22 protein-coding genes and 5 pseudogenes are annotated in these 24,965 nt (G+C 50.7%); 13 read left to right on the forward strand and 14 right to left on the reverse strand.

Features of this window, described 5'->3' with window-relative positions; genetic code table 11:
* The coding region (locus METMK1DRAFT_RS18085; protein WP_009070494.1) for a hypothetical protein at positions 1–181 on the reverse strand (181 nt) is incomplete at its 3' end.
* 424 nt (positions 182–605) lie between these two features.
* Between METMK1DRAFT_RS18085 and METMK1DRAFT_RS02550 the strand changes: the two genes are divergently transcribed.
* Positions 606–1,673, forward strand: a complete 1,068-nt coding sequence (locus METMK1DRAFT_RS02550) for a PTO1314 family radical SAM protein (RefSeq protein WP_009070498.1) — start codon at positions 606–608, stop codon at positions 1,671–1,673.
* Between the two features lie 195 nt (positions 1,674–1,868).
* On the opposite strand, the gene METMK1DRAFT_RS02555 is transcribed toward METMK1DRAFT_RS02550, so the two are convergent.
* From METMK1DRAFT_RS02555 to METMK1DRAFT_RS02570, 4 genes are all read right to left on the reverse strand, one after another.
* Complete coding sequence (locus METMK1DRAFT_RS02555; RefSeq protein WP_009070500.1) at positions 1,869–3,101, reverse strand: RNA-guided endonuclease InsQ/TnpB family protein; 1,233 nt, start codon at positions 3,099–3,101, stop codon at positions 1,869–1,871.
* The gene (gene tnpA / locus METMK1DRAFT_RS02560; protein ID WP_009070502.1) at positions 3,076–3,483 is read right to left on the reverse strand and encodes an IS200/IS605 family transposase; all 408 of its coding nucleotides are present in this window, start codon (positions 3,481–3,483) and stop codon (positions 3,076–3,078) included. Before tnpA ends, METMK1DRAFT_RS02555 begins: the two co-directional genes overlap by 26 nt.
* A 141-nt stretch (positions 3,484–3,624) precedes the next feature.
* Positions 3,625–5,109 (reverse strand): D-glyceraldehyde dehydrogenase, encoded by a 1,485-nt coding sequence (locus METMK1DRAFT_RS02565; protein WP_009070504.1) that lies wholly within the window; start codon positions 5,107–5,109, stop codon positions 3,625–3,627.
* Positions 5,110–5,231: 122 nt separating this feature from the next.
* Complete coding sequence (locus tag METMK1DRAFT_RS02570; protein ID WP_009070506.1) at positions 5,232–6,809, reverse strand: outer membrane protein assembly factor BamB family protein; 1,578 nt, start codon at positions 6,807–6,809, stop codon at positions 5,232–5,234.
* A gap of 218 nt (positions 6,810–7,027) precedes the next feature.
* Here METMK1DRAFT_RS02570 and METMK1DRAFT_RS17200 point away from each other — a divergent pair, with 218 nt between their 5' ends.
* Positions 7,028–7,168: a hypothetical protein gene (locus METMK1DRAFT_RS17200; RefSeq protein ID WP_009070508.1), complete on the forward strand. Its 141-nt coding sequence runs from the start codon at positions 7,028–7,030 to the stop codon at positions 7,166–7,168.
* A gap of 365 nt (positions 7,169–7,533) precedes the next feature.
* On the opposite strand, the gene METMK1DRAFT_RS02575 is transcribed toward METMK1DRAFT_RS17200, so the two are convergent.
* Both METMK1DRAFT_RS02575 and METMK1DRAFT_RS16055 read right to left on the reverse strand, forming a co-directional pair.
* Positions 7,534–9,168 carry an alkaline phosphatase family protein gene (locus METMK1DRAFT_RS02575; RefSeq protein WP_009070510.1) on the reverse strand — a complete coding sequence of 545 codons (1,635 nt, stop codon included), beginning with the start codon at positions 9,166–9,168 and terminating at the stop codon, positions 7,534–7,536.
* A gap of 101 nt (positions 9,169–9,269) precedes the next feature.
* Positions 9,270–9,457: pseudogene (locus METMK1DRAFT_RS16055) on the reverse strand (hypothetical protein).
* 372 nt (positions 9,458–9,829) lie between these two features.
* On the opposite strand from METMK1DRAFT_RS16055, the gene METMK1DRAFT_RS02580 reads away from it, so the two are divergent.
* From METMK1DRAFT_RS02580 to METMK1DRAFT_RS02595, 4 genes are all read left to right on the forward strand, one after another.
* Entirely contained in the window at positions 9,830–10,864 is a 1,035-nt protein-coding gene (locus METMK1DRAFT_RS02580; protein ID WP_172634103.1) for an alkaline phosphatase family protein, read from the forward strand.
* Positions 10,865–10,948: 84 nt separating this feature from the next.
* A complete protein-coding gene (locus METMK1DRAFT_RS02585; RefSeq protein ID WP_009070516.1) occupies positions 10,949–12,280 on the forward strand; it encodes an MFS transporter in 1,332 nt (443 codons plus the stop codon).
* A 92-nt stretch (positions 12,281–12,372) separates the two neighbouring features.
* Complete coding sequence (locus METMK1DRAFT_RS02590) at positions 12,373–13,230, forward strand: DMT family transporter (protein ID WP_009070519.1); 858 nt, start codon at positions 12,373–12,375, stop codon at positions 13,228–13,230.
* A gap of 109 nt (positions 13,231–13,339) precedes the next feature.
* Positions 13,340–14,719, forward strand: coding sequence for an MFS transporter (locus METMK1DRAFT_RS02595; RefSeq protein WP_009070521.1), 1,380 nt, complete (start codon positions 13,340–13,342; stop codon positions 14,717–14,719).
* A gap of 282 nt (positions 14,720–15,001) precedes the next feature.
* Here the strand turns inward: METMK1DRAFT_RS02595 and METMK1DRAFT_RS15465 are convergent.
* A pseudogene (locus METMK1DRAFT_RS15465) lies at positions 15,002–15,918 on the reverse strand (transposase).
* A gap of 266 nt (positions 15,919–16,184) precedes the next feature.
* On the opposite strand from METMK1DRAFT_RS15465, the gene METMK1DRAFT_RS02605 reads away from it, so the two are divergent.
* On the forward strand, positions 16,185–16,403 hold the full coding sequence (locus METMK1DRAFT_RS02605; protein ID WP_048087364.1) for a hypothetical protein: 219 nt from the start codon (positions 16,185–16,187) through the stop codon (positions 16,401–16,403).
* Between the two features lie 9 nt (positions 16,404–16,412).
* Here the strand turns inward: METMK1DRAFT_RS02605 and METMK1DRAFT_RS19880 are convergent.
* The 3 genes and pseudogenes from METMK1DRAFT_RS19880 to METMK1DRAFT_RS18090 form a co-directional block, all read right to left on the reverse strand.
* A pseudogene (locus METMK1DRAFT_RS19880) lies at positions 16,413–16,643 on the reverse strand (IS256 family transposase); the annotation flags it as partial.
* Between the two features lie 52 nt (positions 16,644–16,695).
* Entirely contained in the window at positions 16,696–16,839 is a 144-nt protein-coding gene (locus METMK1DRAFT_RS17215; RefSeq protein WP_009070531.1) for a hypothetical protein, read from the reverse strand.
* A gap of 101 nt (positions 16,840–16,940) precedes the next feature.
* On the reverse strand, positions 16,941–17,117 hold the full coding sequence (locus METMK1DRAFT_RS18090; RefSeq protein WP_009070533.1) for a hypothetical protein: 177 nt from the start codon (positions 17,115–17,117) through the stop codon (positions 16,941–16,943).
* 66 nt (positions 17,118–17,183) lie between these two features.
* Between METMK1DRAFT_RS18090 and METMK1DRAFT_RS19885 the strand changes: the two are divergent.
* Positions 17,184–17,344 (forward strand): annotated as a pseudogene (locus METMK1DRAFT_RS19885) (IS1 family transposase); the annotation flags it as partial.
* A 183-nt stretch (positions 17,345–17,527) separates the two neighbouring features.
* Here the strand turns inward: METMK1DRAFT_RS19885 and METMK1DRAFT_RS02610 are convergent.
* Together METMK1DRAFT_RS02610 and METMK1DRAFT_RS02615 are read right to left on the reverse strand one after the other, a co-directional pair.
* On the reverse strand, positions 17,528–17,761 hold the full coding sequence (locus METMK1DRAFT_RS02610; RefSeq protein WP_245544585.1) for a hypothetical protein: 234 nt from the start codon (positions 17,759–17,761) through the stop codon (positions 17,528–17,530).
* 5 nt (positions 17,762–17,766) lie between these two features.
* A complete protein-coding gene (locus METMK1DRAFT_RS02615; protein WP_009070537.1) occupies positions 17,767–18,636 on the reverse strand; it encodes a sulfurtransferase in 870 nt (289 codons plus the stop codon).
* A gap of 805 nt (positions 18,637–19,441) precedes the next feature.
* Here METMK1DRAFT_RS02615 and METMK1DRAFT_RS02625 point away from each other — a divergent pair.
* The 3 genes from METMK1DRAFT_RS02625 to METMK1DRAFT_RS02635 are packed head-to-tail and all read left to right on the forward strand — an operon-like array spanning position 19,442 to position 22,465.
* Positions 19,442–20,731 (forward strand): glutamine synthetase family protein, encoded by a 1,290-nt coding sequence (locus tag METMK1DRAFT_RS02625; protein WP_009070541.1) that lies wholly within the window; start codon positions 19,442–19,444, stop codon positions 20,729–20,731.
* Positions 20,724–21,782, forward strand: coding sequence for an amidohydrolase family protein (locus METMK1DRAFT_RS02630; protein WP_009070544.1), 1,059 nt, complete (start codon positions 20,724–20,726; stop codon positions 21,780–21,782). Before METMK1DRAFT_RS02625 ends, METMK1DRAFT_RS02630 begins: the two co-directional genes overlap by 8 nt.
* 2 nt (positions 21,783–21,784) lie before the next feature.
* Positions 21,785–22,465 carry a class II glutamine amidotransferase domain-containing protein gene (locus METMK1DRAFT_RS02635; protein ID WP_052300179.1) on the forward strand — a complete coding sequence of 227 codons (681 nt, stop codon included), beginning with the start codon at positions 21,785–21,787 and terminating at the stop codon, positions 22,463–22,465.
* A 25-nt stretch (positions 22,466–22,490) separates the two neighbouring features.
* Here METMK1DRAFT_RS02635 and msrA read toward each other — a convergent pair whose 3' ends face one another.
* Entirely contained in the window at positions 22,491–23,015 is a 525-nt protein-coding gene (msrA, locus tag METMK1DRAFT_RS02640; protein ID WP_009070548.1) for a peptide-methionine (S)-S-oxide reductase MsrA, read from the reverse strand.
* A gap of 290 nt (positions 23,016–23,305) precedes the next feature.
* On the opposite strand from msrA, the gene METMK1DRAFT_RS02645 reads away from it, so the two are divergent.
* A complete protein-coding gene (locus METMK1DRAFT_RS02645) occupies positions 23,306–24,499 on the forward strand; it encodes a metal-dependent hydrolase family protein (RefSeq protein ID WP_009070550.1) in 1,194 nt (397 codons plus the stop codon).
* Positions 24,500–24,672: 173 nt separating this feature from the next.
* Positions 24,673–24,965 (forward strand): annotated as a pseudogene (locus tag METMK1DRAFT_RS19890) (IS701 family transposase); the annotation flags it as partial.

The raw sequence follows: 24,965 nt of genomic DNA on the forward strand, positions 1-24,965 counted from the left end.
GGCGTAACTTACCTTCTTTAATTACTTCTAATTCCGCCACGGGCACCCCTCTTAAGGGATCATATACGGTCACCCTTAACTCATTGGGGCTGGTCGAGGGAAACTTCAATACCCTCCCATCCACACTTTTATCACTCCCCAAACCTCGTGAGCAGTGCCCGTCATCAGTTAGGGGGATCATCAATAAAAACTACTTCGGTGATACTATATAAACACAACTTGTCAAAACGATATTTAGAAGTGATTAAAAATAACGAGTAGTTACGTAGAAGCGTTACAGTCTGCCTCAACTGCGGTTGAGTCACAGACCACGATTACAACGCTTCCCTGAACGTGCTCAAGAGATTGGTGCGGCCCGTAGTGCATGTGGAGCTCCGCCCTCTATCCGTGGCTTTACGCTACGGCAAGGTGGGGCAAGGAAGCAGGAAGCCTCACGATTTATGGCGGGGTAACTCACATGTACGATCGTGTCCAGAACATGATATTGACAACCTTGTTGGAAAAAGAACGTTTCGTCAAAAGTTTCACTATAACACAATATCACATTTGATTACCTATTTATACATTAGAAAGGAATATAACGTATGATATTGCACTAATAGCTTATGAGTAAGCTTAGACCGGTTCTGGTTAGGGGTACGTTTAGGGCCATCAAGGGCGTGAGGAGGAAGCTTCCCCTAATAGCTGGTCATAAGCTCCTTTACTCTTGCAACCTCAGGTGTAGGATGTGTCCCTTCTGGAGAAGGAGTGACGAAAGGTTACTGACCTTAAGTGAGGAGGTTAAGATGATGGATAAACTCGCTGAGGCAGGTGTCCTGTTCATGGGATTTGAGGGAGGAGAGCCCACCCTGAGGAGGGATCTTCCTGATATCTTAAGGGAATCCCACGAGAGGTTCCACACTTCCTTAGTTACCAACGGGTTCACGCTCTCCAGCAAGGTAGAGCAAATTCATAGATACTTAGATTACCTCTTCGTATCCTTGGATGGGATAGGGGCAACTCACGACAAGATTAGGGGAGTAGAAGGTTCGTTTCAACGTGCTGTGGAGGGCATAAAGAAGGCGAGGGAATACATACCCGTTGGCATAAGCTCCACACTCACTGAGGAGAACCTGGACGAGGCAGTACCTCTGGTGGAGCTCGCGGATAGACTAGGTGTATCCATCAATTTCCAGGTAGCATTCAACTACTCTACTGCGGAGAAACTGACGCCAAGCAGGGCGAAGCTGAGGGGAGTCTTAGAGACCCTATTGAAACTGAAGGGAGAGGGATACCCCATAATAAACTCCAAGGAGTACTTCGAGGCACTTTTGAGTTCATGGTACGGAGGCGTTCCCTGGGAGTGTAAACCGTGGCTTACCATCAACATAGACCCACAAGGTAGGATAGTTCTCCCGTGTTACGTCCTAGAGGAATATAGGGGAGGGGTAAAGGTATGGGAGACCAATATCGTGGAGCTATGGAACAGCTACGATTGGGAGAACCTGAAGAGATGTAACAAGTGTGCTCTGTCTTGTTACCTAGAACCTTCCTTGTTCTCCTGGTCTAACCCGTCAATGGTGAAGGAGAGGCTACTTGACAACATCGTGTCCGTGATAAGGAAAACGGTGAGTCGGGGGACTCCTAGAAAGCGATCGAGGCCTACTGGACAAAGATTACCCCTCTCTGCTTAATCTATTTCGCCGTTGTGTCAGCACTTATGGAGATTCCAGCTTTCAGGGGTAGTTATGTGACTTTCCCTCAAATGTCACCTTGCAGTCAAGGGGAATCTAGTAACTGCAGTGTCAGTTTGAGCCAGACCTGAAGGTTGCGAACTAATGAAGGGAGCGTTTGGGCAAAGAGTTTTTGATGGTACTTGCCAAAGTGAACTACCCCGCCCTCACGGACGGGGCATCCCCACCTCGCGATGAGGATTTCCTGCTTCTTCCAGGAAACTTACTATACACCCCCTCTGAGAAGGGGATGTACAGCAGAGGTTTCCTGTCCACAGGCTCTAAGGGCAGTCCCGACCCCGCACGAAGAATATTTAGAGAAGCATTGTAATCACGGTCAGCGACCCAACCGCACTTGGGACAGACAAACACACGGTCAGCCAAAGTCAAATCCTTCTTAACGTGTCCGCACCTGGCACATGTTTTTGAGGTACCCCTCGGATCTACCTTCACCACCCTCCTACCAGCTCTTTCAGCCTTGTAGGAGAGGTAGCTCACGAACTTGGAGAAGTTAGAGTGGAGAATATGCTTTCTCAAAACTTTGCTTTCACTGTCCTCAACCATCTCCTTCACATCGAGATCTTCCACGCATATCTCATCATACTGTTCTACGAGCCACGAAGTTACCTTGTGAATATGATCGTTCATGAGATTCTTCACATGCTCGTGCATCTTGGCTAGTTTTTCCCTAACCTTCTCGTAGTTTCTAGACCCTTTCTTTTTTCTTGATAATAATTGTTGTAAAATCTTTATCCTCTTCTCGACCTCATCAAAAACCCTGGGGTTCTCTACCACAGCACCGTCAGTGGTGGTTACGAGTTTCTCCACTCCTAAGTCTATCCCAACCACTTTTCCAGTTTTTTCAAGAGGTTTCTTTTCGACCTCAACCTGGAAGATAGCGTACCATCCAGTTGCACTCTTCTTTATTATCACTCCTTTTACCTCGCCTTCTAACGGTCTGTGGAAGAGCACTTTCATCTCCCCTATCTTTGAGAGAATTAGTTTATCCCCGACCACCTTGAAACCGGATTGATTGTAGTTTATGATCTTCATGATCTTCTTGTACCTCAGTTTCCCCACTCTCCTCCCTCTCTTCTTCAGTTCGTGAAGAGAGTTGATGTTGTACCACAGTTGGTTGTTCACCATTTGGAGGGCCTTGGAGTAAACTAGTTCCTTCCCTTCTATTTTCAAGTCTTTCAACATGTCTTGGGTGTCCTTAGGTGTCATCCTTCTCCCTTCTTTCCTCGCGTTATTCACTGCGTCCAACAGGGCATTGTACACTTTAGCCTCAACCTGCATCACCCTGAGGAGTTTTTCCTCCCTGGTTGGGTAAATCCTGTACTTGAATGATAGCTGAATCTTGTCACTCTTTCCCCTGGCTCTCCACATATTTTTTCAGTACCTCCAGTGTTACCTGTCCACTTGTTGCTAGGAAGTAGGAAGGCGACCAGAAGTGTCCTTTCCATAGTTTTTCCTTTACTTGTGGGAACCTTCTCTGTATTTCCCTAGACGTGATCGTCTTGATCGCGTTTATGTATCTGGGTATGTTCAAGGTCGGTTTCGCCTTGAATAACATGTGGAAGTGATCTTTATCCACCCCTATGTCTATGACCTCAACCTCGAACGTTTCGCTTATTTCTTGAATTTGTTCCTTTAGGAAGTTTATAATCTCTTCATTATCGAACACCTTCCTGCGGTACTTCACCACCTGGACATAGTGGTAATAAAGAGCGTAAACTGAATGCGATCCTCTTTCCAATCTGTACCGCATAGTTACATCCATTTTTAATAACTATAAAGGGTTTCTGTAAGGGGGCTACCCATCCCCCACCTCACGGAGGGGGACTTCCGCCCCCTTAACCCCCAGAAAGTTAAAAAGTCACTGAAAATGTTTCAGGAATAGGTTCAGACATCAGGTATAGGGAGGTATCACCTCTCCTTCGGTCGGATCGGGGCTGTAGTCCAGGTAGACGTTCTTAACCTTCAAGTACTCCTCTATTCCATACCTAGAGTTCTCCCCCGCTTGTCCAGACATCCTGAACCCGGCGTGGTAGCCCTGAGTGGCCTCCGGACCTGGCATGTTAACGTAGAGTTCACCGAACTTGATCTCCCTGAAAGCCTTGGCAGCCAAGGAGAGATTCCTGGTGAAGAGGTAGCTGGCCAATCCGTAATCCGAATCGTTGGCTAGTTCTATCACCCTGTCGAAGTTGTCCCCTACCCTCATGGCCCCTATCACTGGACCGAAGATCTCCTCCCTGAATATCTCCATATCCTGGGTTGCGTCCCCCAGGATGGTTGGGAGGTAATGGAAGCCTTTGGAGAACCTACCCTCTAACTTGGGCCTCTCACCTCCGAGGAGTACTTTGGCCCCTTGTTCCTGAGCTGAGGCCACGAACTTGGAGACCTTGGAGAGTTGCCCGTAGTTTATCAGGGGACCCATCTCGTTTCTCCTGGGGTCTCCAACCCTTATCTCCCTACTCTTCTCCACAAACCTCTTTATAAATTGATCGTAAACCTCCTCGTGTACGTAGAGCCTCTCAGCGGCTATACACGATTGCCCAGCGTTCCAATACTTCGCCCACATGAGCACCTTTAGGGCCAGGTCCAGGTCCGCGTCCTTCCACACTATGAAGGGGGCCTTTCCTCCCAACTCCAGTATAAGTTTTGCCATGATAGAGGAGGCTGACCTCATCACCTTAACTCCGGTCCTGGACTCACCGGTCAGCGTTATGACGGCAACCTTCTTGTGGGACGTCAGGTAATCCCCCACTTCGTCCCCCTTCCCAGTGATGAGATTTACAACTCCCTTAGGGAAGCCCGCCTCAGCTATCCGCTGGACCATCCATCCTGCTGTGAATGGGGTGTCAGAGCTGGGCTTGAGTATCACGGAGTTCCCGGTGATAAGGGCAGGTCCCACTTTCCTCGCTATCATGGCCGCCGGAAAGTTCCAGGGTGTTATGGCCAACACTACCCCGTAAGGAACCTTGTACTGGAGAATGATCCTCTCCCCCTTGGTACCCTCCACCACGTCCCCCGTTATCTTCCTGGCGAACTCAGCGTAGTACTGAAGTTGGTCTATGACCCCGTCTACCTCCTGAATCGCCTCCTTCCTGGGTTTACCCACCTCGTCCATGAGAAGGTCCTCCAACTCATGTCTCCTCTCCGAGATAAGATCGATTAGCCTATAGAGGTACTTGCTCCTCTCCACAGAGGTGAGCCTCTCCCACTTCCTCTGGGCCTCGTATGCCAAGTCCACAGCAGCGTCCACTTCTTCCTTAGAGGCTGATGCAAATCTCCCGTATAATTCACCGGTAGTGGGGTTATACTTATCAAGGTACTTCTCTGAACCAGGTTTCACCCAGTTCCCATCTATGAACAAATCCTGTTGTCTGATCATTGGTACATCTTCTCAATTCCACATATATATTTCTATGAGTTTGAGAATCTTTAACGGGGTTTTACATCTGACATTAACTGGGATGTGAAGGGTAGCTTTGAGGCACTCTCGGATTCAGGATCTCAGCTCATCCCTACACAAGTCTCGGCCGATACCAATTTACTGGAAAAGATTTGGAATATAGAGGTACTATTGTGAACTAAATAGTAGAGAGAGATTGCCTCTACGTATCCAAACCCTCCGTCTACGAACACGGTATCTCCTACTACTGTGGGTGTGTCTATCACTGTGTCCTGACCTACTGGATATAGGTTCACCACCTTACCTGTGGTGGCATTTATGACCTGAATGTATTGGAAGTCTGGGTTTAATACGAGGCCGTCAACGTAAACCGGCCCTATGAGGCCTGGAGCTGCGGGCACCAAGCTATCGTTCCATAGCTCCCGCCCGTCACTGAGGTTTAGGGCATAAATCACGTGATCCTTCCTATCGTTCACCAATATCATGCCCTTCACCACGGACGGACTTTCGCCGTTGTTGGCACCTGTGGGAAGTACGTAGCCGGACACGTTCCTTAGCCAGATCAGTCTACCGTCAGTCACATTGAGTGTCATAACTACCTCCCTCACCAGTGTCTCGTTAAATAATGGGCCGTGCCTTACTGGGTAACCGGAAATGAACCCGTCCACAAGGTAATTTCCGTAAACGGACATCACTGCGTCCCCAGGTCCGGAGTCGTAGGTGAAGGGGAGGGGAGTCCTCCACAGTACAGTGCCATTCGTGGACACTCCAACCAGTGAGGAATAGTTTACGGGGTAAGCTGAGGAGAACCCTGCAATTAAGATGATCCTCCCGCTATCGTTGGCGTAGTCGAGGCTGGCCATGTTGGCCGTACCGAAGGACCCTATCCTCCATACCTCGCTTCCGGAGGTGGCGTTCAGCGCATACATATAACCGTCCCCGTCGTCGAAGTAAACCACTCCGTTCAGGATAACAGGAGTGGGCATTACCTGGGACTTAGTGATGAAGAACCACACAGGTTTGCCCGTAGTTGAGTTGAGAGCCATAAGTCCGGAGAGGCCGGTGAATTGTCCCCTATGTCCACCACCATAGGCGTTCAGGAGACCCTGACCGTAGGTGAAGAAAGCTCCTCCCAGACCCACGTAAACCATACCTCCATATATTAGTGGTTGCGACATGAGGGTGTCCGGCATCATGGCTATGAAAACCGGTTTCCCAGTGTACGCATTTAAGGCGTATAGTACACCGTCAGAGGCCGAGACGTACACTATTCCATTGGAATAGGAGACCGGCACCGCGTCGCCCATCATCTGGACGTATCCTTCCCTGAACTGAGGGGAATAGGTCCTAATCAGTTTTATCCAGCCAGATATGTTCCCGAAGGAGAAGGCGGGCATAAGTTGTTGAAACACCCAGCTGACGTTCAGGTTCCCAGGAAATACTGGGTTTCTGTTGGGAGAGTTGTCAAACGCTGTCCACTGGGAAGGTCCAGTGGAGTTAGGGGGTAGATTGGCTGGGAAGTAGTAGACGCATACAGGAAATCCGTCGATGCGATATAGGTTCATGATGTAGCTGTGTGTGGTCCTTGCTGGAACTTCGGTTGGAGTATGCACAAGGTAGCCTACGCCCAACCCTATGAGGAATAGGATGAGGAAACCGAAGACGAACTTGAGATTCATGACAATAAAACAAAATATTAGTTTTTAAAGATTTCGTTGGTTTTAACGATTTATTGAGTAATTAAGAGATAAGGTAACCTGTTCAGTTCAGGAAGAAGCGTCTAGGAACGGGAGGAGAGTGTTCTACTTGACAGCAGTTATGATTTTTGTCTTGACTACAGGACGATATTCAAGGGAAAGTCCCATAACTGCTGTGCCTGAATAGCGACGAATACGAAGTGGACTTCCTCGTAGAGGACACGGGAGTACAGGTTACCTACACCTCAGATAGGGACGAGGTCCCTCGGAGGGAGATCGAGGGCCTGAGTGAAGCCAAGGTCAAGAGGAGGATCGTGGCGACTTGGGATTACCAGGACTAGGTGAAAGTGGTGTATTCGTTCCCTTGTGCAGCAGTTATGGGATTTCTCGTTAAGTGTAGCCTTGAAGTCAAGGCAAAATCTAATAATTGCTGCCTTGTGGAAATTCCTGACGGGAGATCTCACGGACAGAAGGGCCGGAAGGAGTTGAGGCTTGAAAGAGGCAGCATTAGATTTCCACTTAATCGAAGGGTAATTTAAGGGAAAAATCTGTACCACTTGCTTTACGGAGTCGTTCAATTTTCTCAGACGTTGAGCTGGTTGAGTTAATTTAATTAAAATTGTAGGTTAAGGCGAAAAAGCTTTACGAGAATTTCGATAAAAATTGAAGCAACCGAAAGCGGTGACTACTGAAGGGAAAAAAGAATTTACTTTCTCCTCAGGATAAATACCGCTGTAGCTACGATCACTCCCACTATCAAACTCACGTAGATTATTGTAGGACTATATCCTGAGCCCTGAACTCCCGGTCCCGACTCTCCCATGACGTTGACGTTACCCTCGGTGAACTGTGAGGGGAGGGAATAGTTACCCATCTTCATCATTTGGTATAGTTCCTGGTAAGCGGTGTAGTTGTTGTTTATGGTAGCTACGTACCCGTAGTGTATGGGGTATTGGAGGGGAACCGGATAGTTCCAGTTCTTCGGTGTTAAGGGTAAGGGGGCCCTAGGGGAGGAGAAGTTGAACGCGTCAAGTATTCCCTGGTAACCGAACTCCTTCACTATGGGGTTTAGATAGGGAAGTCCCCAGTTCCAGTCGATGAAGGCCAGGATGGAGTAACCGGAGCTCGTGTAGTTGTCCACGTATCCTTCCTTGGCATAAGGAGATATTACCAGGAGCGGTACCCTCTGACCTAGGGTGAAGTACCCCTGCATGCCCACCTTGCTTAGGGTAGGTGCGTTGGCTAGACCGTAACCTTGTACTATGGGCGGAGGGACGGGATCGTAGTAACCTCCCCCTTCGTCGAAGGTGATGAATATCGCTGAACTGTTCCAATCTTTACCCAACATGACGGAGTTCACTATCACGTCAAGCGTCAACATGGCCAGAGTGGTGTTATAGGGCGGATGCAAGTCTAATCCCGGTACGTGGTTGTCGTAACCCATGGGACCTGTCATCATCACGAAGGAGACCGCGGGCAATGAACCGTTCCTCGCCTGCTCCAGGAACGTGGAGAGGTCGAAGTAGTGATTATCGTACTGATTCGCTCCCTTGAGGAGACTCACGGGAAGGGGGGTAGTGTTGTTGTAGCCCAGGTAAAGTGTGGGAGAGATCAGTTGGTAATCCTTGGAGTAACCGTACTCATACCAGTTCCAACTCACTCCAGCCTCAGTGAGTTGGCCCAGGACACTGTCATTGAAGGGTATCAGACCGAACTGAGGCGCGTCGCTCTCCACTTGGGTGGGGAAACCCGTGATGTAGGCTATCCTGTTGGGTACTGTCACCGAAAGCGTCGGGGAGAAGAAGTTGTCGAACAGCACGTATTCCTCAGCGTAGTCCCACAGGAGTGGGGCCTGTTGGTAGGATATGTAAGCCAGGGACTGGGACCCTGAGCCATTCACGAAGCCGTCCATCTTCCCCCAGTCCCAGTCCTCGTGGTAGTTCGAGTAGCCTTCGTGAGGGTCAGTGAGTACTGTCGTGTTGGCGTAATAGGGGTGGAGATACTGTGAGTCATCTGGCCTCACAGGGACGTTCACCCACGTGACGTTACCTCCAGTCTGATTCAAGGTTTTTAGCAGTGAGAGATTGTAGATGTAGTTTACAGGCCTCATTACGGAGAGGGTCACGTTGTCGACTATCTCTGGGAAACCGAAGGGGTAGACCCCGAACAGGCTGTCGAAGGCGTGATTCTCAAGGAGGATGATCACAACGTGTTTTATGGGGGTCTTGGTCACTTGTGTCTGGGACTGGACCGTGGGGATGATAGGTAGGGAGATCAGCATAAAAAACACGAGCACGGAGACCAGAAACACCTTAGCCGGTTTCAGACGTGACTTTTCCATAAGGGAGGAACTTCAGTATGTTTATTTAAGGATAATGCATATGGAAAATATAGAACGCCGAGAGTTATATAGTTTATGTGGGCCAGTGACGGAGGTAGTGTTTACCCGTGGCGTAACTTACCTTCTTTAATTACTTCTAATTCCACCACGGGCACCCCTCCTAGGGATCATACAGGGTCACCCTTAACTCATTGGGGCTAGTCGAGGGAAACTTCAATACCCTCCCATCCACACTTTTATCACTCCCCAAACCTCGTGAGCAGTGCCCGTCATCAGTTGGGGGGATCATCAATAAAAACTACTTCGGTGATACTACATAAACACAACTTGTCAAAACGATATTTAGATGATTAAAAATAACGAGTAGTTACGTAGAAGCGTTACAGTCTCCCCAGGTTTAGGACGAGGATTTGGCAGAGAGCGATCTTTCCACCTCAGTAAGATCTAAGTGATTGCGACGTGTGGGAGAACGAAGTCTGAACAACGAAAGGGCCTAGAGGCTCTCAGGTGGAGGTTAGGCCTTGAGCGCAACCTTGGGTTCCTTGATCCCAAAGTGTCCTCGACCAGAAAGACCCGACAGATATATATCCTCCGGTCTTAACTATAGAACTCTATATTATAAGTAGGAAATCCATATAACCCTAACCCCATGGGAGATCCCATGGAGAAACTAGTCTACCCAGGAAGGGAAGGTATATCCATACTCGACGTAGCCCGTGAATTGAGGTCTGTCTTGAAAGGTGAGGGGACTGGAAACAGGTCCCTTACCCTCTCAGGCAAGAGAGTCGCTGTCATTCTGCTGGACGGCCTAGGGTACGAGTTGGCCGTAAGAGCGGGCCTAACTCAGGCTGAGAGGATAACCACCGTGTTCCCTAGCATAACAGTCACTGTTCTCACCACACTGTTCACTGGAGAACCGCCCGGAGTTCACGGAGTTCACGGCTGGAGAGTTTACGACAAACTCGTGGGCTCGGTAGTTAATTATCTAGACGAGCAGCCCAAGAGATCCTTGGCCGAACTCGTCAGACCTGTCACCTCTTACGTCCCCGAGGACAGCCTCTTCCTGAGCCCCAGCAAATACGTGAATAGGAACCTGTTCTCTGGGATGTTGGTTAATGGTAAGTTCCTACAGTACTACACCCCTTGGGATGGGTGGTTGTTGGCCTCTGAAGTTGCGGAGAAGTATAGACCCAGATTCCTCTTCCTCTACGTGCCTTACGTGGACACGGTGTCCCACCACTACGGACCAGACAGTCCCGCAACACTCGACGCTGCCAGGGACGTCGTAAGGATGACTAACCGACTCGCAGACGAGTTGTCTAAACATTACAGTGTGGTGATCACCTCGGATCACGGTCACGTCAAAGTGGACGGGCTCGTGGACTTAGCTAAAGACGAGGAGTTATTGGAAACACTCCACTTGCCTCCCTTCGGAGATCACAGGAACCTCATGATACTGGGTAAGGGAGAGGCAAAGAAGATCCTCGAGGGATACGGTCTCAGAGTGTACGACAGGGATGAGGCCAAGGCCCTAATGTTGGGTGAGAGGGTTCCGGATTACGTGGCAGTACCCACTGACAACAGGATATATCAGTACTGGCCTGACGAAGACCAGAGGGAATATCGGGGTACTCACGGGGGCCTCAGCCCTGAGGAGATGTACATCCCTTTGGTCGTCAGGGAACCTGAACCGTGAGGTCATCAATAAGCTATATAGTTTCTTTAGCTTACATAAACTAAATACATTATCTTTATAAAATGCAGTAATATAGTGATATACATGGAGAATTTCAATCCTCTCAGGGATTTGGACGAGAAGAAACTAGGGCTTTTTCACATTAAGACCACGCTACTCGCAGGTGCAGGCACCTTCGTGGACGGGTATGACCTCACCGCGGGTGCGTTGGTCTTCTCTCTCCTGGAGAAGAGTCTGGGCACTAACGTCACGTCCCTCTCCGAGACGCTCTTCTTAAGTATAATCACGGGCAACATAGTGGGAGCGATCCTGTTCGGTCAGTTGGTCAAGCACGGTAGGAAGAAGTTCTACGGTATAGATGCCTTAATGATGACTCTGGGCTCTCTCCTACAAGGGTTATTCCCCAACGTCTTAGCCTTATCAGTACTTAGGTTCGTCTTGGGAGTAGGCATAGGGGCAGATTACGTCCTCTCGCCTCTGATCAACGCTGAGTACTCCAACAGGAAGGACAGGGGAAAGCTTATGGCCATATCTGGAGGTCTCATGTGGAACGTCGGGGCCTTGGCCTCGACCCTCGTGGCCCTGTCCGTCTCCAGTCTTCCGGGTGACTTGGTCTGGAGGATAGTGCTCTCCTCTGGTGCAATACCCGCACTACTGGTAATATGGTCCAGAAGGAAGTTCCCGGAGACCCCAAGATACCTCCTTTTCCTGAAGAGGGACACGGCTGCGCTGGAGAGGGAGTACGGAGTGAAAGTGAGTCTGCCTCAACTCCTGAGGACTAGGATGACCTCAGGTATCCTGTTGACGCTCTTCCTAGCCTCCTTAACCTGGTACCTCTTCGACGTATCGGCCTACGCTTCCGTGTTCTTCGGTCCCAACCTCATAGCCCAAAAGTTAGGAATGAATGGTATTATCTTCGAGCTACTTGTCCTGTCGCTGTTCGCCGTTCCGGGCAACGTCGTGAGCACGGCGTTGAACGACAGGGTCGGGAGGAGATTGTTGCAGTCCGTGGGGTTTTTAGGCATGGGATTGATGACCCTCATCTTCGCCACACAACTCTCCTCTGCGAATTACCTTTTGGCACTGGGCCTGTACGGCTTGAGCTCATTGTTCAGCCAGGTGGGTCCAGGTACCGTGGTGGGGTTCTGGGGAGTGGAACTTTTCCCAACAGAGTTGAGAGGTCTGACTCAAGGGGTCACAGTGATGGCCGGAAGGCTCGGGGTAATAACTACCACCTTCGTCTTCCCCACGGTGGTCTCAGCATACGGTGTGTTCACGGCCATGGTGGTGTTGGGGACGTTGTCCCTGTTAGCCTCACTGGTTACCTTGAAGTTGAGGGAGCCCAAGGGAGTCTCCCTGGATCAGACCGAGCGTGAAGTATTAACGACTGAGGGGACAGGGACTTCGGATACTTAAGATCCCCTCTCTTTCATCAACTAGGAATATAAGTTGAACTGTTCCTTTAAGGCATAGATAGTCTTTTTTTAACGGCCTTGACAATCGGCTTAATGAAGATCCTAAAGTACCTCATCCCTTACATCATTTTGGGTTCCCTACAGTACAAGTTCACTAAGGACGGTCTCATGTACGCCTCACCCATGAGTTTCATGGCCCTGCGGTACGCCATAGGCGGTCTGGTCCTCCTTCCATTCTCCAGGAGGATAATTCTAAACAAGGACATCGTGATCCTTACGTTACTGACGGTGACCAGTACCGCCCTGTGGGCTTACGGACTCACCATGGTCGCCCCCTCGGAGTCAGCAGTCCTCAGCTACACCATGCCCCTGTTTGCCATACCCCTGTCAGCTATCATACTCAGGGAGGTCCCCAAGAGGTTAGAGGTAATGGGGGCGGTGATCGGCTTCACAGGGGTAGTGATTTACGGCCTCTCACTGAGAGGTCATTTCTCCCTCCTGGGTGGAATACTCACAGTGGTTAACGCATTCTTCTGGGCAGCGTTCACTGTCTACTTCAGAAAGATGAGGGACCTGGATCCGGTGTTGGTGAACACCACTCAACTCCTCCTGGGTTCCTTGGTGTTCTTAGCCCTATCCCCACTGGACTTCAGGGTTCAATTCAACCCCAACATGGTGGAGGACCTGCTCTTCTCCGCTGTACTGGGAGGTAGCGTTCTGTTTTACCTCTGGAACTACATGGTAAGGATAGAGAGAGTAGGTAAGGTGACGGTACTCGCGTTCTCCGTGCCGATCCTGAGCTCCGCCCTAGATGTCCTGACGGGAGAGGCTCAGCTGGACTCCATGAGTGTGACCGGTATGGGAGTGATGTTTCTGGGAATCCTCCTCTCCAGGAGTAAGGAGATGAAGAGGGACCTCTCGAACCTCAAGAGAGTTAGCACAGTGAAGTGAGTCGTTGCTCTGAAGACGTTACAGTTTAGTATATATTTCTATATAGTCTCCTCGGAAATATATTTTCTCCATGGGTGATGCTTATTTAACCTACATACTTTGTTGACTCATGAAGTCGCCGTTTAAACCTTTGGACGAAAGCAAATTCTCCTTTTTTCACGCCAAGTCCCTCATAACTACGGGTATGGGGGTATTCACGGATGGGTACGACCTGTCCTCCATAGGAATAGTCCTCCTCACTGTCCTCTCAGACTTCGGGATAACTTCCAAGTCTCCTGACTTCGCCATCTATACTTCGCTCATCTCAGGTTCAGCCCTAATAGGGGCTGCCGTGGGGGCCATAATTTTCGGTTTACTGTCAAATAAGGGGAGGAAGACGTTCTACGGGGTAGACGTCGCCCTCATGGCCTTGGGCGCCCTCCTCCAGGCCTTCGTCACGGACCCCCTACAGCTTGTAATAGTGAGGGGTCTCCTGGGAGTCGGAGTGGGTGCGGATTACGTACTGTCACCCATGATTATGGCCGAGCATTCCAACGTAAAGGACAGAGGAAAGACGCTGGCCTTAGGTTTCGGTCTCTTTTGGGGATTCGGCGCCACCACTGCTGCTATACTTTTCCTGGCCCTTCAGGGCCTGGGCGTATCTCCCGGGTTGACCTGGAGGATCGTCCTGGCCGCAGGAGCTGTCCCGGCGGCTGCAGTGATCTACTTGAGGAGGAAGATACCTGAGACCGTTAGGTTCCTGGGTAGGATAAAGGGAGACGTAGAGGAGGTCAGGAAAGTTATAAGGGACGTCACTGGCTCAGATGTGACCATAAACCAGAGGCTTAAGGACGAGTCCCCCTTCAAGTCATATTTGGCCAGTCAGTGGAGAGCGTTCCTAGTAGCATGTCTGCTTTGGTTCCTCTTTGACATAGTTGCGTTCTCTGGTATCCTCTTCGGTCCCAGCCTCATAGCTAAGAGCCTAAACCTTAACTCTGGGGAGTTCCAGCTCCTCTTGGAGGGACTCTTCACTCTGCCGGGAGGGATAACTGCCCTCCTTCTCATTGACAGGGTGGGCAGGAAACCTCTGCAGGTCACAGGTTTCGTAGTGATGGCCTTAGCCTTGCTCTCCTTCGCATACTACAAGGGCAGTGCAGGTGCTACATTCTCCCCTTTGATCGGCCTCATACTATACGGAATGCAGAATTACGGATCCCAAGCAGGGCCGGGCTCCGTATCTGCCTCAGGGATGTTGGGAGTGGAGCTGGCCCCAACTAAGGTGAGAGGTCTGGTACAGTCCCTGACGGTGGCCTCAGGGAGGATTGGAGCTGCCCTAACTTCGTTTGTGTTCCCCTCACTGTTCCAGGCATACGGAGAGTCCTTCGCGGTGTATTTCCTGGCTGCAATAGCGGCGGTCTCGGCAGTGGTCACCTTAGTAGGCGTCCCAGAAACTAAGGGAAAGTCCCTCGAGGAGACCTCAGGGGAGAGAGAGGCTCTGGAGTTAGCTTAGGAAGGAGAAGTAGTTTTCACCGTTTCGATAAGTCCACTTTTTCTTCCAGTCCTGTCAGAGGATACCCTCATATCTCATTTAGTTTCGAATCAAAGCAATATGACTCCTTCAACGTCTATTCCCTTCTCCTTCAAGAAATTGTAAAAAGATTTATCCATCATAATTAGTGAAATTTTAGTGCTTTTATGGGCGGTATATAATATCGCATCGAACATAGGGCGATTCAGGGCTCCTTTGCGAATTGTAATATCTCTGTTGATTTGGACTTATTCAATGGAGGAATTACTGAATATATTTGATCATCTCACGAAGAAATAAGGGTTTTTGTAATATTATTACAAGAGTGGGATAACAGGTCGAGAGGTTGTAGTTGATGGCTATGCCTGGGCGATCCTCCAGGGGGAGTGGCACTTGCCGAACTCTCCGGGAGGGAGTTGAAGGACTGGTCGGGTTGTTGGACCTGAGGAGGGGCCAGAGCTCCCTGGGGGCAAGGAGGTAGGAGAGCCCCGGGTGGGGCAGGGAGAGGAGTCAAGTGCGTCCCTCACCCTCCTGCTTCGTTTGAGGTGGACCGGGCAGGTCTGCCTCGCGACCTGGATCCCGGAGCGGGAGATGGTCTCCTCCACGGCCTTCACCCGTCAGCTACAACGAGGGTGAGGTTGTACCTCCATAGCCTCACCAGGAGGTCCCAGTAGCTCACGACGTCCTCTTCCCCGGTCAGGACCACGTCCAGCACGGCCCTCACACCGTCCTCCGTGAGTCCCAACGCGATCGGGAGCACCCCCTTCCTTCCTCCCATCAACTTCACGTACTTCCCGTCCACGATCACGTACTTGAAGTCTCCCCTCACCTCCAGCTCCTGGGTTTAGAGCTTGGCGTTCCCAACACCGGCAGGAGGAGGGCCCTGAGCACCAGCCTCTCCTCCCTGAGCGACTCCTTCCCTGTACAGCACGGGCAAGCTCACCGTGACCCACTCCAGCCCGTACACGACCCCCAGGAGGGAGACCCTGAACCCCCTCAGGAACCTGTACCTGGCGTAACCCCTCCTCCTCACCTCCTCCAGGGCCCTCCTCTCCATCTCATTCATTTAATGGCGCGTCCTCCCCAACTACCTCAAGGAGGAGCGCGGTCACCACGTGATTGGACACCTCGTGGTATGACCTAGCGCTCGTCCCCTTTTCGTGTACTGATGTAGGATCAATTAAGTCACTTTCATTCTATAGAAACAAATAGAAATCGCAATGGAGTCCTGAATCGCCCTCGAACATATCGTCCCAACCCTTATTTAGGTATGTGAAATAAAAATGGTTGAGCAATTATTAGAGTTATGGAAGTTCATCGTTGGCGAAAACTTGTTGTGAGAGGGCTACGAGAGTGTTTGGGTTAGTGAGAAAGAACCTCGTAATCCTCGCACAGTTGATGTACGATCCTGAGGAATATGAGGGTTTAGGCCCAGGAAGTACGGGTTGTGGGAGTTGTCCTTAGTCCTGTCTGTTACGCCCTGGGCGTGAGGGTGGAGTTGGGGATCCCTCCAGGTCTACTACGTGAGGGGGGTGAGGTTGAGGAGGAGAAGGGAGTGTATGGTCACGTCCCTCGTGCGGTTCGGAGAGGGTCGTCAGGGACGGTTCCTCCAGGGGAAGGAGAAAGTTCGAGAATACCCAGAAAAAATGTGTACAATAACTTATAAGGCTTCAACTCATTCACCTCCATTGAACCTCACCTCGAAGATCTGCCTGAGCCTGTAGCTGCGGGACTTCACGGCTGAGTTCACGTGCTCCTCCAGGTTCGACGCTACGACGAAGAGCGTGACGTCCAGGGACTCCAGGGATGAGAAGTGGTTCACCTCCCTCCTTCCTGGCAGCGTAGGAGAGGGAGGACTCGCGGCTGTCGTTTAGATCGAGTTCCTCACCTCCCTGGGGACGCGTAGGTCCAGGTTCACCCCAACACTTCAACTCCCTGCAGAGTGCCCGTTTAGTTCCTCACTCCCCTCTCCCTCCCCGACCTGAGGAATTGGTCCCCTCTACCCTCATGACTTCCTGCAACGTGTCCTCAATCAACCCCTTCAACACGTCCTTCACTCCCCTGAAACTCCTTGAGGACTCCCGGACCAGCTCCTCCCTCACGGTATCATCCTCATCTCTCCTTTAATATTACCCTTCATTTTTTACCGCCTTTTCCATTTTTGTACACAATGTTTTGGGGTACCCTCAACCTCCGTTTGTCCCTACACTTTGATTTCACTCATCTTATGTTCAATCATGATGGAGTGTAGGGACTTAGCCCTCAGCCACCTACTTACGGTAGGTGGGTCATGGGACTCCTTAGAGTCCAACGGCACGGGGCTCACATCCCAGATCACTCCCACCCCTTTGGGCAGAGCCCACATCGAGTGAGAGTTCATCTTTTATCAATAAAATTGTAATAAACGAATATAAAAACATTTCTGTTAACATGAAAAAGGATTCAACCCCACGGTGACGTGAACTACTCCGACCAATACCAGGTCTACCAAGTCCTGGACAAGCACGTCACGGGTAAGGAGCAACCCAGGCCGTGGAGAGCTTCAACTCCCACCTCAGGTCGAGTTTGGCCAGGCTCGCCAGGGACACCAAGGCCGTGACCGGGAGCTTAGCCTGCAAGATTAGAGCCTGCCCTGAAGGTCGACAAGAAGCCCCGCACCTTCTAGGACGTCACTCCCCTGAACCGGGCCTAGCTGGAAGGGATCAAGGTAATTCAAGAGTCAATCATATAATATCACTAACTCATGTCGAATAGGATGACTGCATGAGAACACTCCACTCTTAGAGGAAGTCAGCACGATTTGTAGACGAGGAACTTCAAAAAATTATTTGCTTTCTCACACTCTTCCACTTTGAATTCGTGGAGTTCTGCTAAACCCCTCAAGACGAGGACCCAGTCATAATCGTCTAGCTCTATCGTCAAACCCTCGCATTGCCCGAGTTCGTTCATTGCCTCCAATATCATCCTGATGGGATTCCTACCACCACATATCTCGCTTCTCCTGAAAGTGAACTCCTTCACCACTCTTATCAAGGTTCGGTACCCTTCTTGACTGGAATCCCCACTATATTGTTCCACTCCGCAGACGACCCATCGTATACCCTGACTGAAGGGTATCCGAGCAAATACTTCAGAACGAACCAGGTGTGAGCAGCTCTCTCCCCTATCCTACAGTACGTTATGATCTCCTTGTCCTTGGGTATGTTACCGTATATCTTCGCCAATTCATGGACTGGTTTGAACTCCCCTGTGTCTGGGTCTACTGCCTGAGCCCATGGAATATTGACGGCACCTGGTATGTGGCCTCCCACCTGCGTTTGCTCGTCTGCATATTCTGGCGGAGCCTTAATCTCTCCAGTGTACTCCTTTTGTGATCTTACATCTATTAACGTCACCAGTTTACCTGTCTCCCCCTTGGTTACCCTCTGCAATACCTCCCAGAGGAACGTCCTATGGCTTCCCCAGTCTACCTTTTTAACCTTGTATGAAGTCCGCGGATAGTTAGGGACTTCCTTCGAGGTAGGGAGTCCTAGCTTAGCCCAGTTGGTCCTTCCTCCGTTTAATAACCTCACATCCTCATGTCCGTACGCTTTGAAGAGCCAGAAAGTGTAAGCTGCGAACCAGTTATTGTAGTCACCATACAGGATCACGATGTGTTCGTTTGATATTCCTAGTTTGCTCAACCTGTCCTCGAACTGCTCAGGGGAGACGAAGTCCCTTATCTCTGGATGTCTCAGGTCTTCCCTCCACCTCAGGAGTACCGCACCTGGGATGTGCCAAACGTCGTATGCTGTAGTGTGATCATAGTCGACCTCAACTATCCTAATCGTCTCGTTGTTTAGGTTATCCATCACGAACTTTGTGTCCACAAGGACATCAGGTCTAGCGTATTGGGCCATATAGCATCTGAATATATTTATAACTAGCTTTTAAATAAGTCTTTTTATTTATGCAGAATCTGCATATATCAATTTAAGTTATCTAGAATACGCTAGATTGACGTTTAGGAACCACCTGGTATCATTTCAGAACTTCTCGAGATCCCTCCAGATCTCTGCAATCTTTACCTTTACGACGAGCTGTCCAGAGAGAAGAGGAGACTATGCGGGAAGCTGACGAGGAGACTTCTTCACCTGAACAGGGACTTCGCGTCCCACTTGGTCTAGATCCTTCACGAACTAGGCGTCTCAACTACAGCAGTCATGGGATTTTTCCTTAGGTAGCACCTTGTAATCAAGGTAAAATCTGATAACTGCTGTCAACTATCTACTTGGGCTACCCGTTCAACATGGCTCAGGACAAGGGCAACAAGTTCACGTCAAACGCGTGATCTTACAGTAAGTTGGAGGACACGATCGAGTTGGAGGCCCAGGACTACACATGAAGGTGTTCGAGGTCGTCGAGTACAACATCTCCAAGTACTGCGTCCTCCACGAGGTAGAAATTGAGAGACAAGACGTATAGTTCACTGTCCTTTAGGACACAGACCACACTCCGACATGAACGGAGCCATGAACGTCATCAGGAAATCCATCAATGTGGTAGTTTCGGCAATGAGGAGACCACTCTCCTTCCTGGTCGACCACAACCTGGTGCTACCCTAAAGTAACGTAACCCTCGACTCTGGGGATCCTCGCCCTCATGACGAGAGGAGGTCAGGAGTCTCGCTGAAATGCTTATATTTCCTCAGCTAAGACTAAACCGATGGATGTAAAGAAGGTCCTAGAGGAGAAGAACGTAGATGTCCTGAGGTTCACATACGTGGGGCTGGATGGGATAATAAGATCCAAGGGAGCTCACGTCAGTGTAGTGAATGATATGATCAGGACTGGGATAGGGCTCTCCAAGGCCATGTTGAGCTACACCCCCATGGACCGCATATCTCCTTACGGTTCCTTCGGGCCTGAGGATGAGGACGTCTTCCTTGTTCCGGACGTGGGAACCCTCTCAGTCTTCCCTCCGTCGGCGGTAGTGCTCTGCGATCTCTATTACGGAAACAGCCCTTGGGAGATAGATCCCAGAAGTTCCCTCAAGAGGTCGCTTAAGAGGGCTAGGGAGGAGTTGGGGCTTGAGTTCAGGTCGTCCTTCGAACTTGAGTTCTACCTAATCAAGGACCGGAAACCCTTGGATTCGGGAGTGTGCTTCGATTCATCGTCCTTTTATGACAACCAGGTAATCGAAGAGATAGTTAACCTCTCCAGAGACGTGGGCATACAACCCTTAAGGATCATGAAGGAGTACGGCCCGGGCCAGTTCGAGATAGACATACTTCACAAGGAGGCCCTGCGGAGTGCAGACGAGGTGGTGCTGTTCAAGGAGGTCGCGAGACAGGTGGCCAGGAGACACGGAGTAGAGGCTAACTTCATGCCTAAACCTTTCAACAGGTTGGCAGGATCTGGACTACACCTGAACCTAAGTGCCTGGAGGGGAGGTAGGAACGCCTTTTACAACCCCACCGATAGGTACGGAATGAGCGAGCTGGCCTACGGCTTCATAGCGGGGATCATGGAGCACGCCAAGGCTCTCACTGCACTGGTGGCACCGACTGTGAACTCCTACAAGAGATTGGTTCCAGGCTCCTGGGCCCCGACCAAGATAGCTTACGGTTACAACAACAAGTCTGCCATGCTCAGGATACCCACACCCTATCCAGGTGTTGAGGGAGAGGACAGGAGAGTGGAGTTCAGAGTTCCCGATCCCTCCTCGAATCCTTACTTGGCCATCCTAGCTACCATAGAGGCCGGACTGGACGGGGTGGAGAGGGGTCTGAAACCTCAACCTCCTGTGGACGAGAACGTTTACGCGAGAGGGGATGTCCCAGATGTCCCGAGAAACCTCAGGGAGGCCCTGACGGAATTGAAGAGGGACACCAAGTTGATGGACAGGGTGGGTAGGAAACTGGTGGAGGAGTTCATAAAGGTCAAGACCGCGGAAGTGGAGGAATACGAGTCCCTGGTCACGGACTGGGAATACGAGGTGTACAGCCGTGTTTAAGGCCATAGATTCCCACGCTCACTGGTTCTCGGCCAAGGTCATGGACGAGAAGGAGTTCGTCATGGCCTCGGCGGAATCGTGGGGAGAGGAAGAGATCAACGCCGACGTGTTGTCCATGAATAAGGTTAGGCCGTTTTACCTGGCATTGAGGAACGAGCTGAGGGCACTCCTCGGGGAGAACTTCCTGGAGGAGAGGAATAGACTCATTAAGGACGATCCGATGGTCTACGTGAGGATGTTGCTGGAGGACGCCGGTGTGACTGCCATGGTCGTAGATGAGGGGTTCGGGAGGAAGGAGATGGAGCTACCCGTTAACTACAAGCTCCTCTTCAGAATAGAGAGAGTGATCAACGACTTATTCAACCTCGGTTTTGACAGGGCGGTTGAGGTCTTCACGGAGACCCTCAGGCAAAAGCTGAGGGAAGGCTACTCAGGTTTTAAGACCATCATAGCCTACAGGACGGGGCTGAAGATCCTATGCGACGAGGGTTTGGCGAGAAAGGATTACTCCCTAGAGGATGAGGACTGGTTTGGAAGGAAGGCGAAGGGCTTCAGGGACTACCTGGTGTGTCTAACCCTCGAGGTGGTCAAAGAAGCAAAAGTGCCCGTCCAAATACACACGGGCGCCGGGGACAGAGACATTAAACTGGAGTTATCCCGGCCCTCCTACCTCACCGACCTGGTTAGGAGATATGAGGGCAAGGTAGTGCTGGTACATTCTGGCTATCCTTATCACAGAGAGAGTGCGTGGATGAGCTACATATTCCCCTCAGTCTACCTGGACGTGTCTGAGTTCGTACCCTTCGCTCCCTTAGCCAGTTACAACGCAGTGAGGGAGATATACGAGGTGGCACCCCTCAACAAGGTGATGTTCGGCTCCGACGTGTTTAACATACCTGAGACAGCGTGGCTGGCCTCCAAACTCGCCAGGAGGGCCCTGAAGAAGGTGTCCGGCGAGATGGTTGAGTTGGGCATCTTAAATGAGGAGGAGAGGAAGGAGATGGAGGAAAGTTTCTTTTACAGGAACGCAGAGAAAGTTTACGGGTTTTGATGATGTGTAGGATGTTCGCCTACGTTGGTTCCTCAACAAGGGAGCTGGAGTCCCTGTACAAGGCCCTGAGGGAGTCAGCTAGTAACGATACCAGGAGGATCAAGGATAACAAACACGGAGACGGATGGGGGTACGTGATTTACAGCGGTGAAGTTATATGGTACTACAGGTCGAGGAGGGCTATATACGATGAAAACTTCGCCGTGCCTCAGGTTGATGGGAAATTTTACGCCGTCTTTCACGCCAGACAGGCCAGTAAGAAGGAGACTGTGTCCAGTAGGTTCTCTCATCCCTTCCAGGAGTCCAATGAGAAGGAACTAATTTTCCTGGCCCACAATGGGTACGTCGACGAGGAGAAGTTGAAGGTCTGGTTGGGATACCAAGGCTACACCACAGACAGTGAGTTAGTAACCAAGGCCTTAGCTAAGTTCGGTATGCGACCTGAGGTCATGGAGAGACTGAGGGAGTACACAGTGTCGGCCCTCAATCTACTGATATTGAGGGTGGATAAGGGGAGCGGTGTGGGAAGACTGTATTATCTCAACTACTTCAAGAAAGATCCGGAGTTCTATAGGATGTACCTTTCCCAGGGCATGGAGGGAAAAGCCGTCTTCTCCTCAACTCTCAAGGACTACGGGATCGACGGGGTACCAGTAGAGGAAGGTCTCAGGATCCTGGATTAAGGCACTCGAATTGTGCAGGGACGACTCACATCTTTATTCTCTCAGGAAAATATTTCAAGAACTTCTTAATCTTCGGGTCTATGACCACCCTGCAGTAAGGATAGTTCCTATTCCTGTCGTAGAAGGAATGATGATAGTCTTCAGCCTCATAGAACACGGTGAAGGGGACTACCTCAGTCACCACTCTCCTTCCCAGCTTTCCCTCGACCTCCCTTATTACCTCCTCAGCAAGCCTCCTCTGGTCCTCGCTGTGATACAGTATGATGGATCTGTACTGTGTGCCCACATCGTTTCCCTGCCTGTTGGGAGTGGTGGGATCATGAATCGAGAAGAAGATCTCCAGGATTTCCCTATAGGAGATCTCAGTTGGTTCGTAGACTATTTGAACGACTTCAGCGTGTCCTGTTTGACCCGTACAAACGTCCTCATAGGTAGGGTTGGGAACGCTTCCACCCGAATATCCGGGCTTGACTTCCACGACGCCCTTAACCCTGGAAAACACGGCCTCCGTACACCGGAAACATCCTCCTCCCAAGGTCGCTTTTTCCATGGCTTGAAGTAGTCTTCTGGGTATTTTAACACAAGGTAATAAGAGTTAGAAAAAGTGCCCTAGAGATGGGTTCGGGGTGGGTTCTAACTCTGCGTGGAGAACACCTCGTCCAGTTTCTAAACCTCCTGAAGTGAATGGGCTCAGTTACCTCTATATTTTGTTCTGGATTGAATCCAGAAGTTGATTAGCTTGATCACGATGAGGTATAGCCAACATATTAGGTAAACCAGGTCACCATTATAAACGTTTGAGAGTGTGGAAAGTTATAAATTAGGGCACGCTCTTTACTTATGACCCTAGCCTTCGTGGGCAAAGTCTTTGACGGTCATGAAATCCTGGGATTGGGAACGGTAGTCGTGGAAGGAGGGGAGATATCCAGGATCTCCAGAGGAGAAGACATCCCTCCAGGAGCTCAACTATTCAAGGGAGATTTCATCATGCCAGGAATGATAGACGCTCACCTCCACTTCTTCGGGGTGGAGGAAGACAACGTAATGGCCTGGAACCTAGTGAGTGAGGTGGACGCGGCAATAAGGAGTACTAGGGACATGGAGATACTCCTCCGTTCCGGTTTTACAGCAGTGAGGGACCTGGGGAGTAAGGTAGGGACGCGACTTTCCAGGTTACAGAGACGAGGAGAAATCTTGGGACCCACGGTCGTAGCGTCAGGATACTCCCTGGCGATAACTGGGGGAGACGACGATCCCAAGGAACTCCCCTTGGAAATGGCACAGAAACTCTCGTACTCCTTTTACTGCGACTCCCCCCACGAGTGCAGGAAGGCCGTGAGGTTGGCCGTGAGACAGGGAGCTTCGGTCATAAAGGTTTATGCCTCTGGAGCCTTCTCCCAAGGAGGTAAGATACAGCCTGGATTTAACGTCGAGGAGTTGAGGACCATAGTTGAGGAATCCCATCGTTTCGGACTCAGGGTGGCCTCCCACGCCTACGGGAGAGAGGCACTCCTCACCTCCATCACGGCCGGAGTAGATACCGTGGAGCACGGGTTGGGCTTGGATGAAGACGTTGCGGAAATGATGAGGGAGAGGGGGATATGTTACGTGCCCACTTTGGCCACCTACGAGGTTCCCTTCGAGGTCTCTGAGCCACAGGCAGGTAAGGTAAGGGAGGAAATGGTTAGGAGACACTTCACTGACGACATGAGGATCGCCGTAACCCACGGCCTGAAGATCGCCCTAGGCACAGATTACGTGGGGTCTAGGAAGAGGCCTCACGGGAGGAACTATAGGGAGGCGGTACTCCTCTCCAAGTATATGGGAGGGATAGATGTGCTCAGGGCCTCCACGTCAGTTGCCTCGGAGTGTATAGGGCTCAACGCCGGTCACTTGAGGGAAGGTGGGTCTGCTGATCTGATCGTACTGAGAGGAGATCCCTCCATTAACTCCGAGGACTTAGCACCACAGAACGTTCTGTACGTTGTGAAGAGCGGAAAATTGTACAGAGGTTACGGAACCATCAACTCCTAATTGGGATCCGTGAATTGTGAGATCGACGGGAACTCCGTCAGGAGTTGTGTCCAGAGAAAGAAAAGTTCACGTGCACCAATCAGAGCAGCAGTTATGTGAATCTTAGGGAGGTAATACCAGAAAGTCGGTATTAGCGAGAAGTTTTTATTTTTCGACGTCGTCCTGTTGAAAAGATGTCGAAGGGAAAGGGACAAACCGATCTCGCTAGGGAGAGGCTGGTCAAGGCGGTAAACCAGGTTCTGGGCGTGGTCAGGAGGAACGGGAGGAGCAGGAAGGTCGGGTTGGCGCTAGTCCTCATGGTCCTGGTGGGTGGGGGGCCAGCGTGAGGAACGCGGCCGAGACGTTCGGGTTGGACTACGCGAACCTGCTGGAGGCGTTGGGGGAACTCGAAGACGCGTGGAGGGACTACCTGGAGGTCCTGTCGGGGCTGGTGAAGGGTGAGGTGGCCGTAATCGTGGACGACACC

The organism is Metallosphaera yellowstonensis MK1, from assembly GCF_000243315.1.
GTDB lineage: Archaea > Thermoproteota > Thermoprotei_A > Sulfolobales > Sulfolobaceae > Metallosphaera > Metallosphaera yellowstonensis.

Coding starts and splice junctions, on each gene's coding strand:
- METMK1DRAFT_RS02625 (WP_009070541.1), top strand. CDS start 19,442: ATGGATGTAAAGAAGGTCCTAGAGGAGAAGAACGTAGATGTCCTGAGG.
- METMK1DRAFT_RS02635 (WP_052300179.1), top strand. CDS start 21,785: ATGTGTAGGATGTTCGCCTACGTTGGTTCCTCAACAAGGGAGCTGGAG.
- METMK1DRAFT_RS02550 (WP_009070498.1), top strand. CDS start 606: ATGAGTAAGCTTAGACCGGTTCTGGTTAGGGGTACGTTTAGGGCCATC.
- METMK1DRAFT_RS02585 (WP_009070516.1), top strand. CDS start 10,949: ATGGAGAATTTCAATCCTCTCAGGGATTTGGACGAGAAGAAACTAGGG.
- METMK1DRAFT_RS02570 (WP_009070506.1), bottom strand. CDS start 6,809: ATGAATCTCAAGTTCGTCTTCGGTTTCCTCATCCTATTCCTCATAGGG.
- METMK1DRAFT_RS02565 (WP_009070504.1), bottom strand. CDS start 5,109: ATGATCAGACAACAGGATTTGTTCATAGATGGGAACTGGGTGAAACCT.
- tnpA (WP_009070502.1), bottom strand. CDS start 3,483: ATGCGGTACAGATTGGAAAGAGGATCGCATTCAGTTTACGCTCTTTAT.
- METMK1DRAFT_RS02590 (WP_009070519.1), top strand. CDS start 12,373: ATGAAGATCCTAAAGTACCTCATCCCTTACATCATTTTGGGTTCCCTA.
- msrA (WP_009070548.1), bottom strand. CDS start 23,015: ATGGAAAAAGCGACCTTGGGAGGAGGATGTTTCCGGTGTACGGAGGCC.
- METMK1DRAFT_RS18090 (WP_009070533.1), bottom strand. CDS start 17,117: ATGAACTCTCACTCGATGTGGGCTCTGCCCAAAGGGGTGGGAGTGATC.
- METMK1DRAFT_RS02615 (WP_009070537.1), bottom strand. CDS start 18,636: ATGGCCCAATACGCTAGACCTGATGTCCTTGTGGACACAAAGTTCGTG.
- METMK1DRAFT_RS02645 (WP_009070550.1), top strand. CDS start 23,306: ATGACCCTAGCCTTCGTGGGCAAAGTCTTTGACGGTCATGAAATCCTG.
- METMK1DRAFT_RS02575 (WP_009070510.1), bottom strand. CDS start 9,168: ATGGAAAAGTCACGTCTGAAACCGGCTAAGGTGTTTCTGGTCTCCGTG.
- METMK1DRAFT_RS02580 (WP_172634103.1), top strand. CDS start 9,830: ATGGAGAAACTAGTCTACCCAGGAAGGGAAGGTATATCCATACTCGAC.
- METMK1DRAFT_RS02595 (WP_009070521.1), top strand. CDS start 13,340: ATGAAGTCGCCGTTTAAACCTTTGGACGAAAGCAAATTCTCCTTTTTT.
- METMK1DRAFT_RS02555 (WP_009070500.1), bottom strand. CDS start 3,101: ATGTGGAGAGCCAGGGGAAAGAGTGACAAGATTCAGCTATCATTCAAG.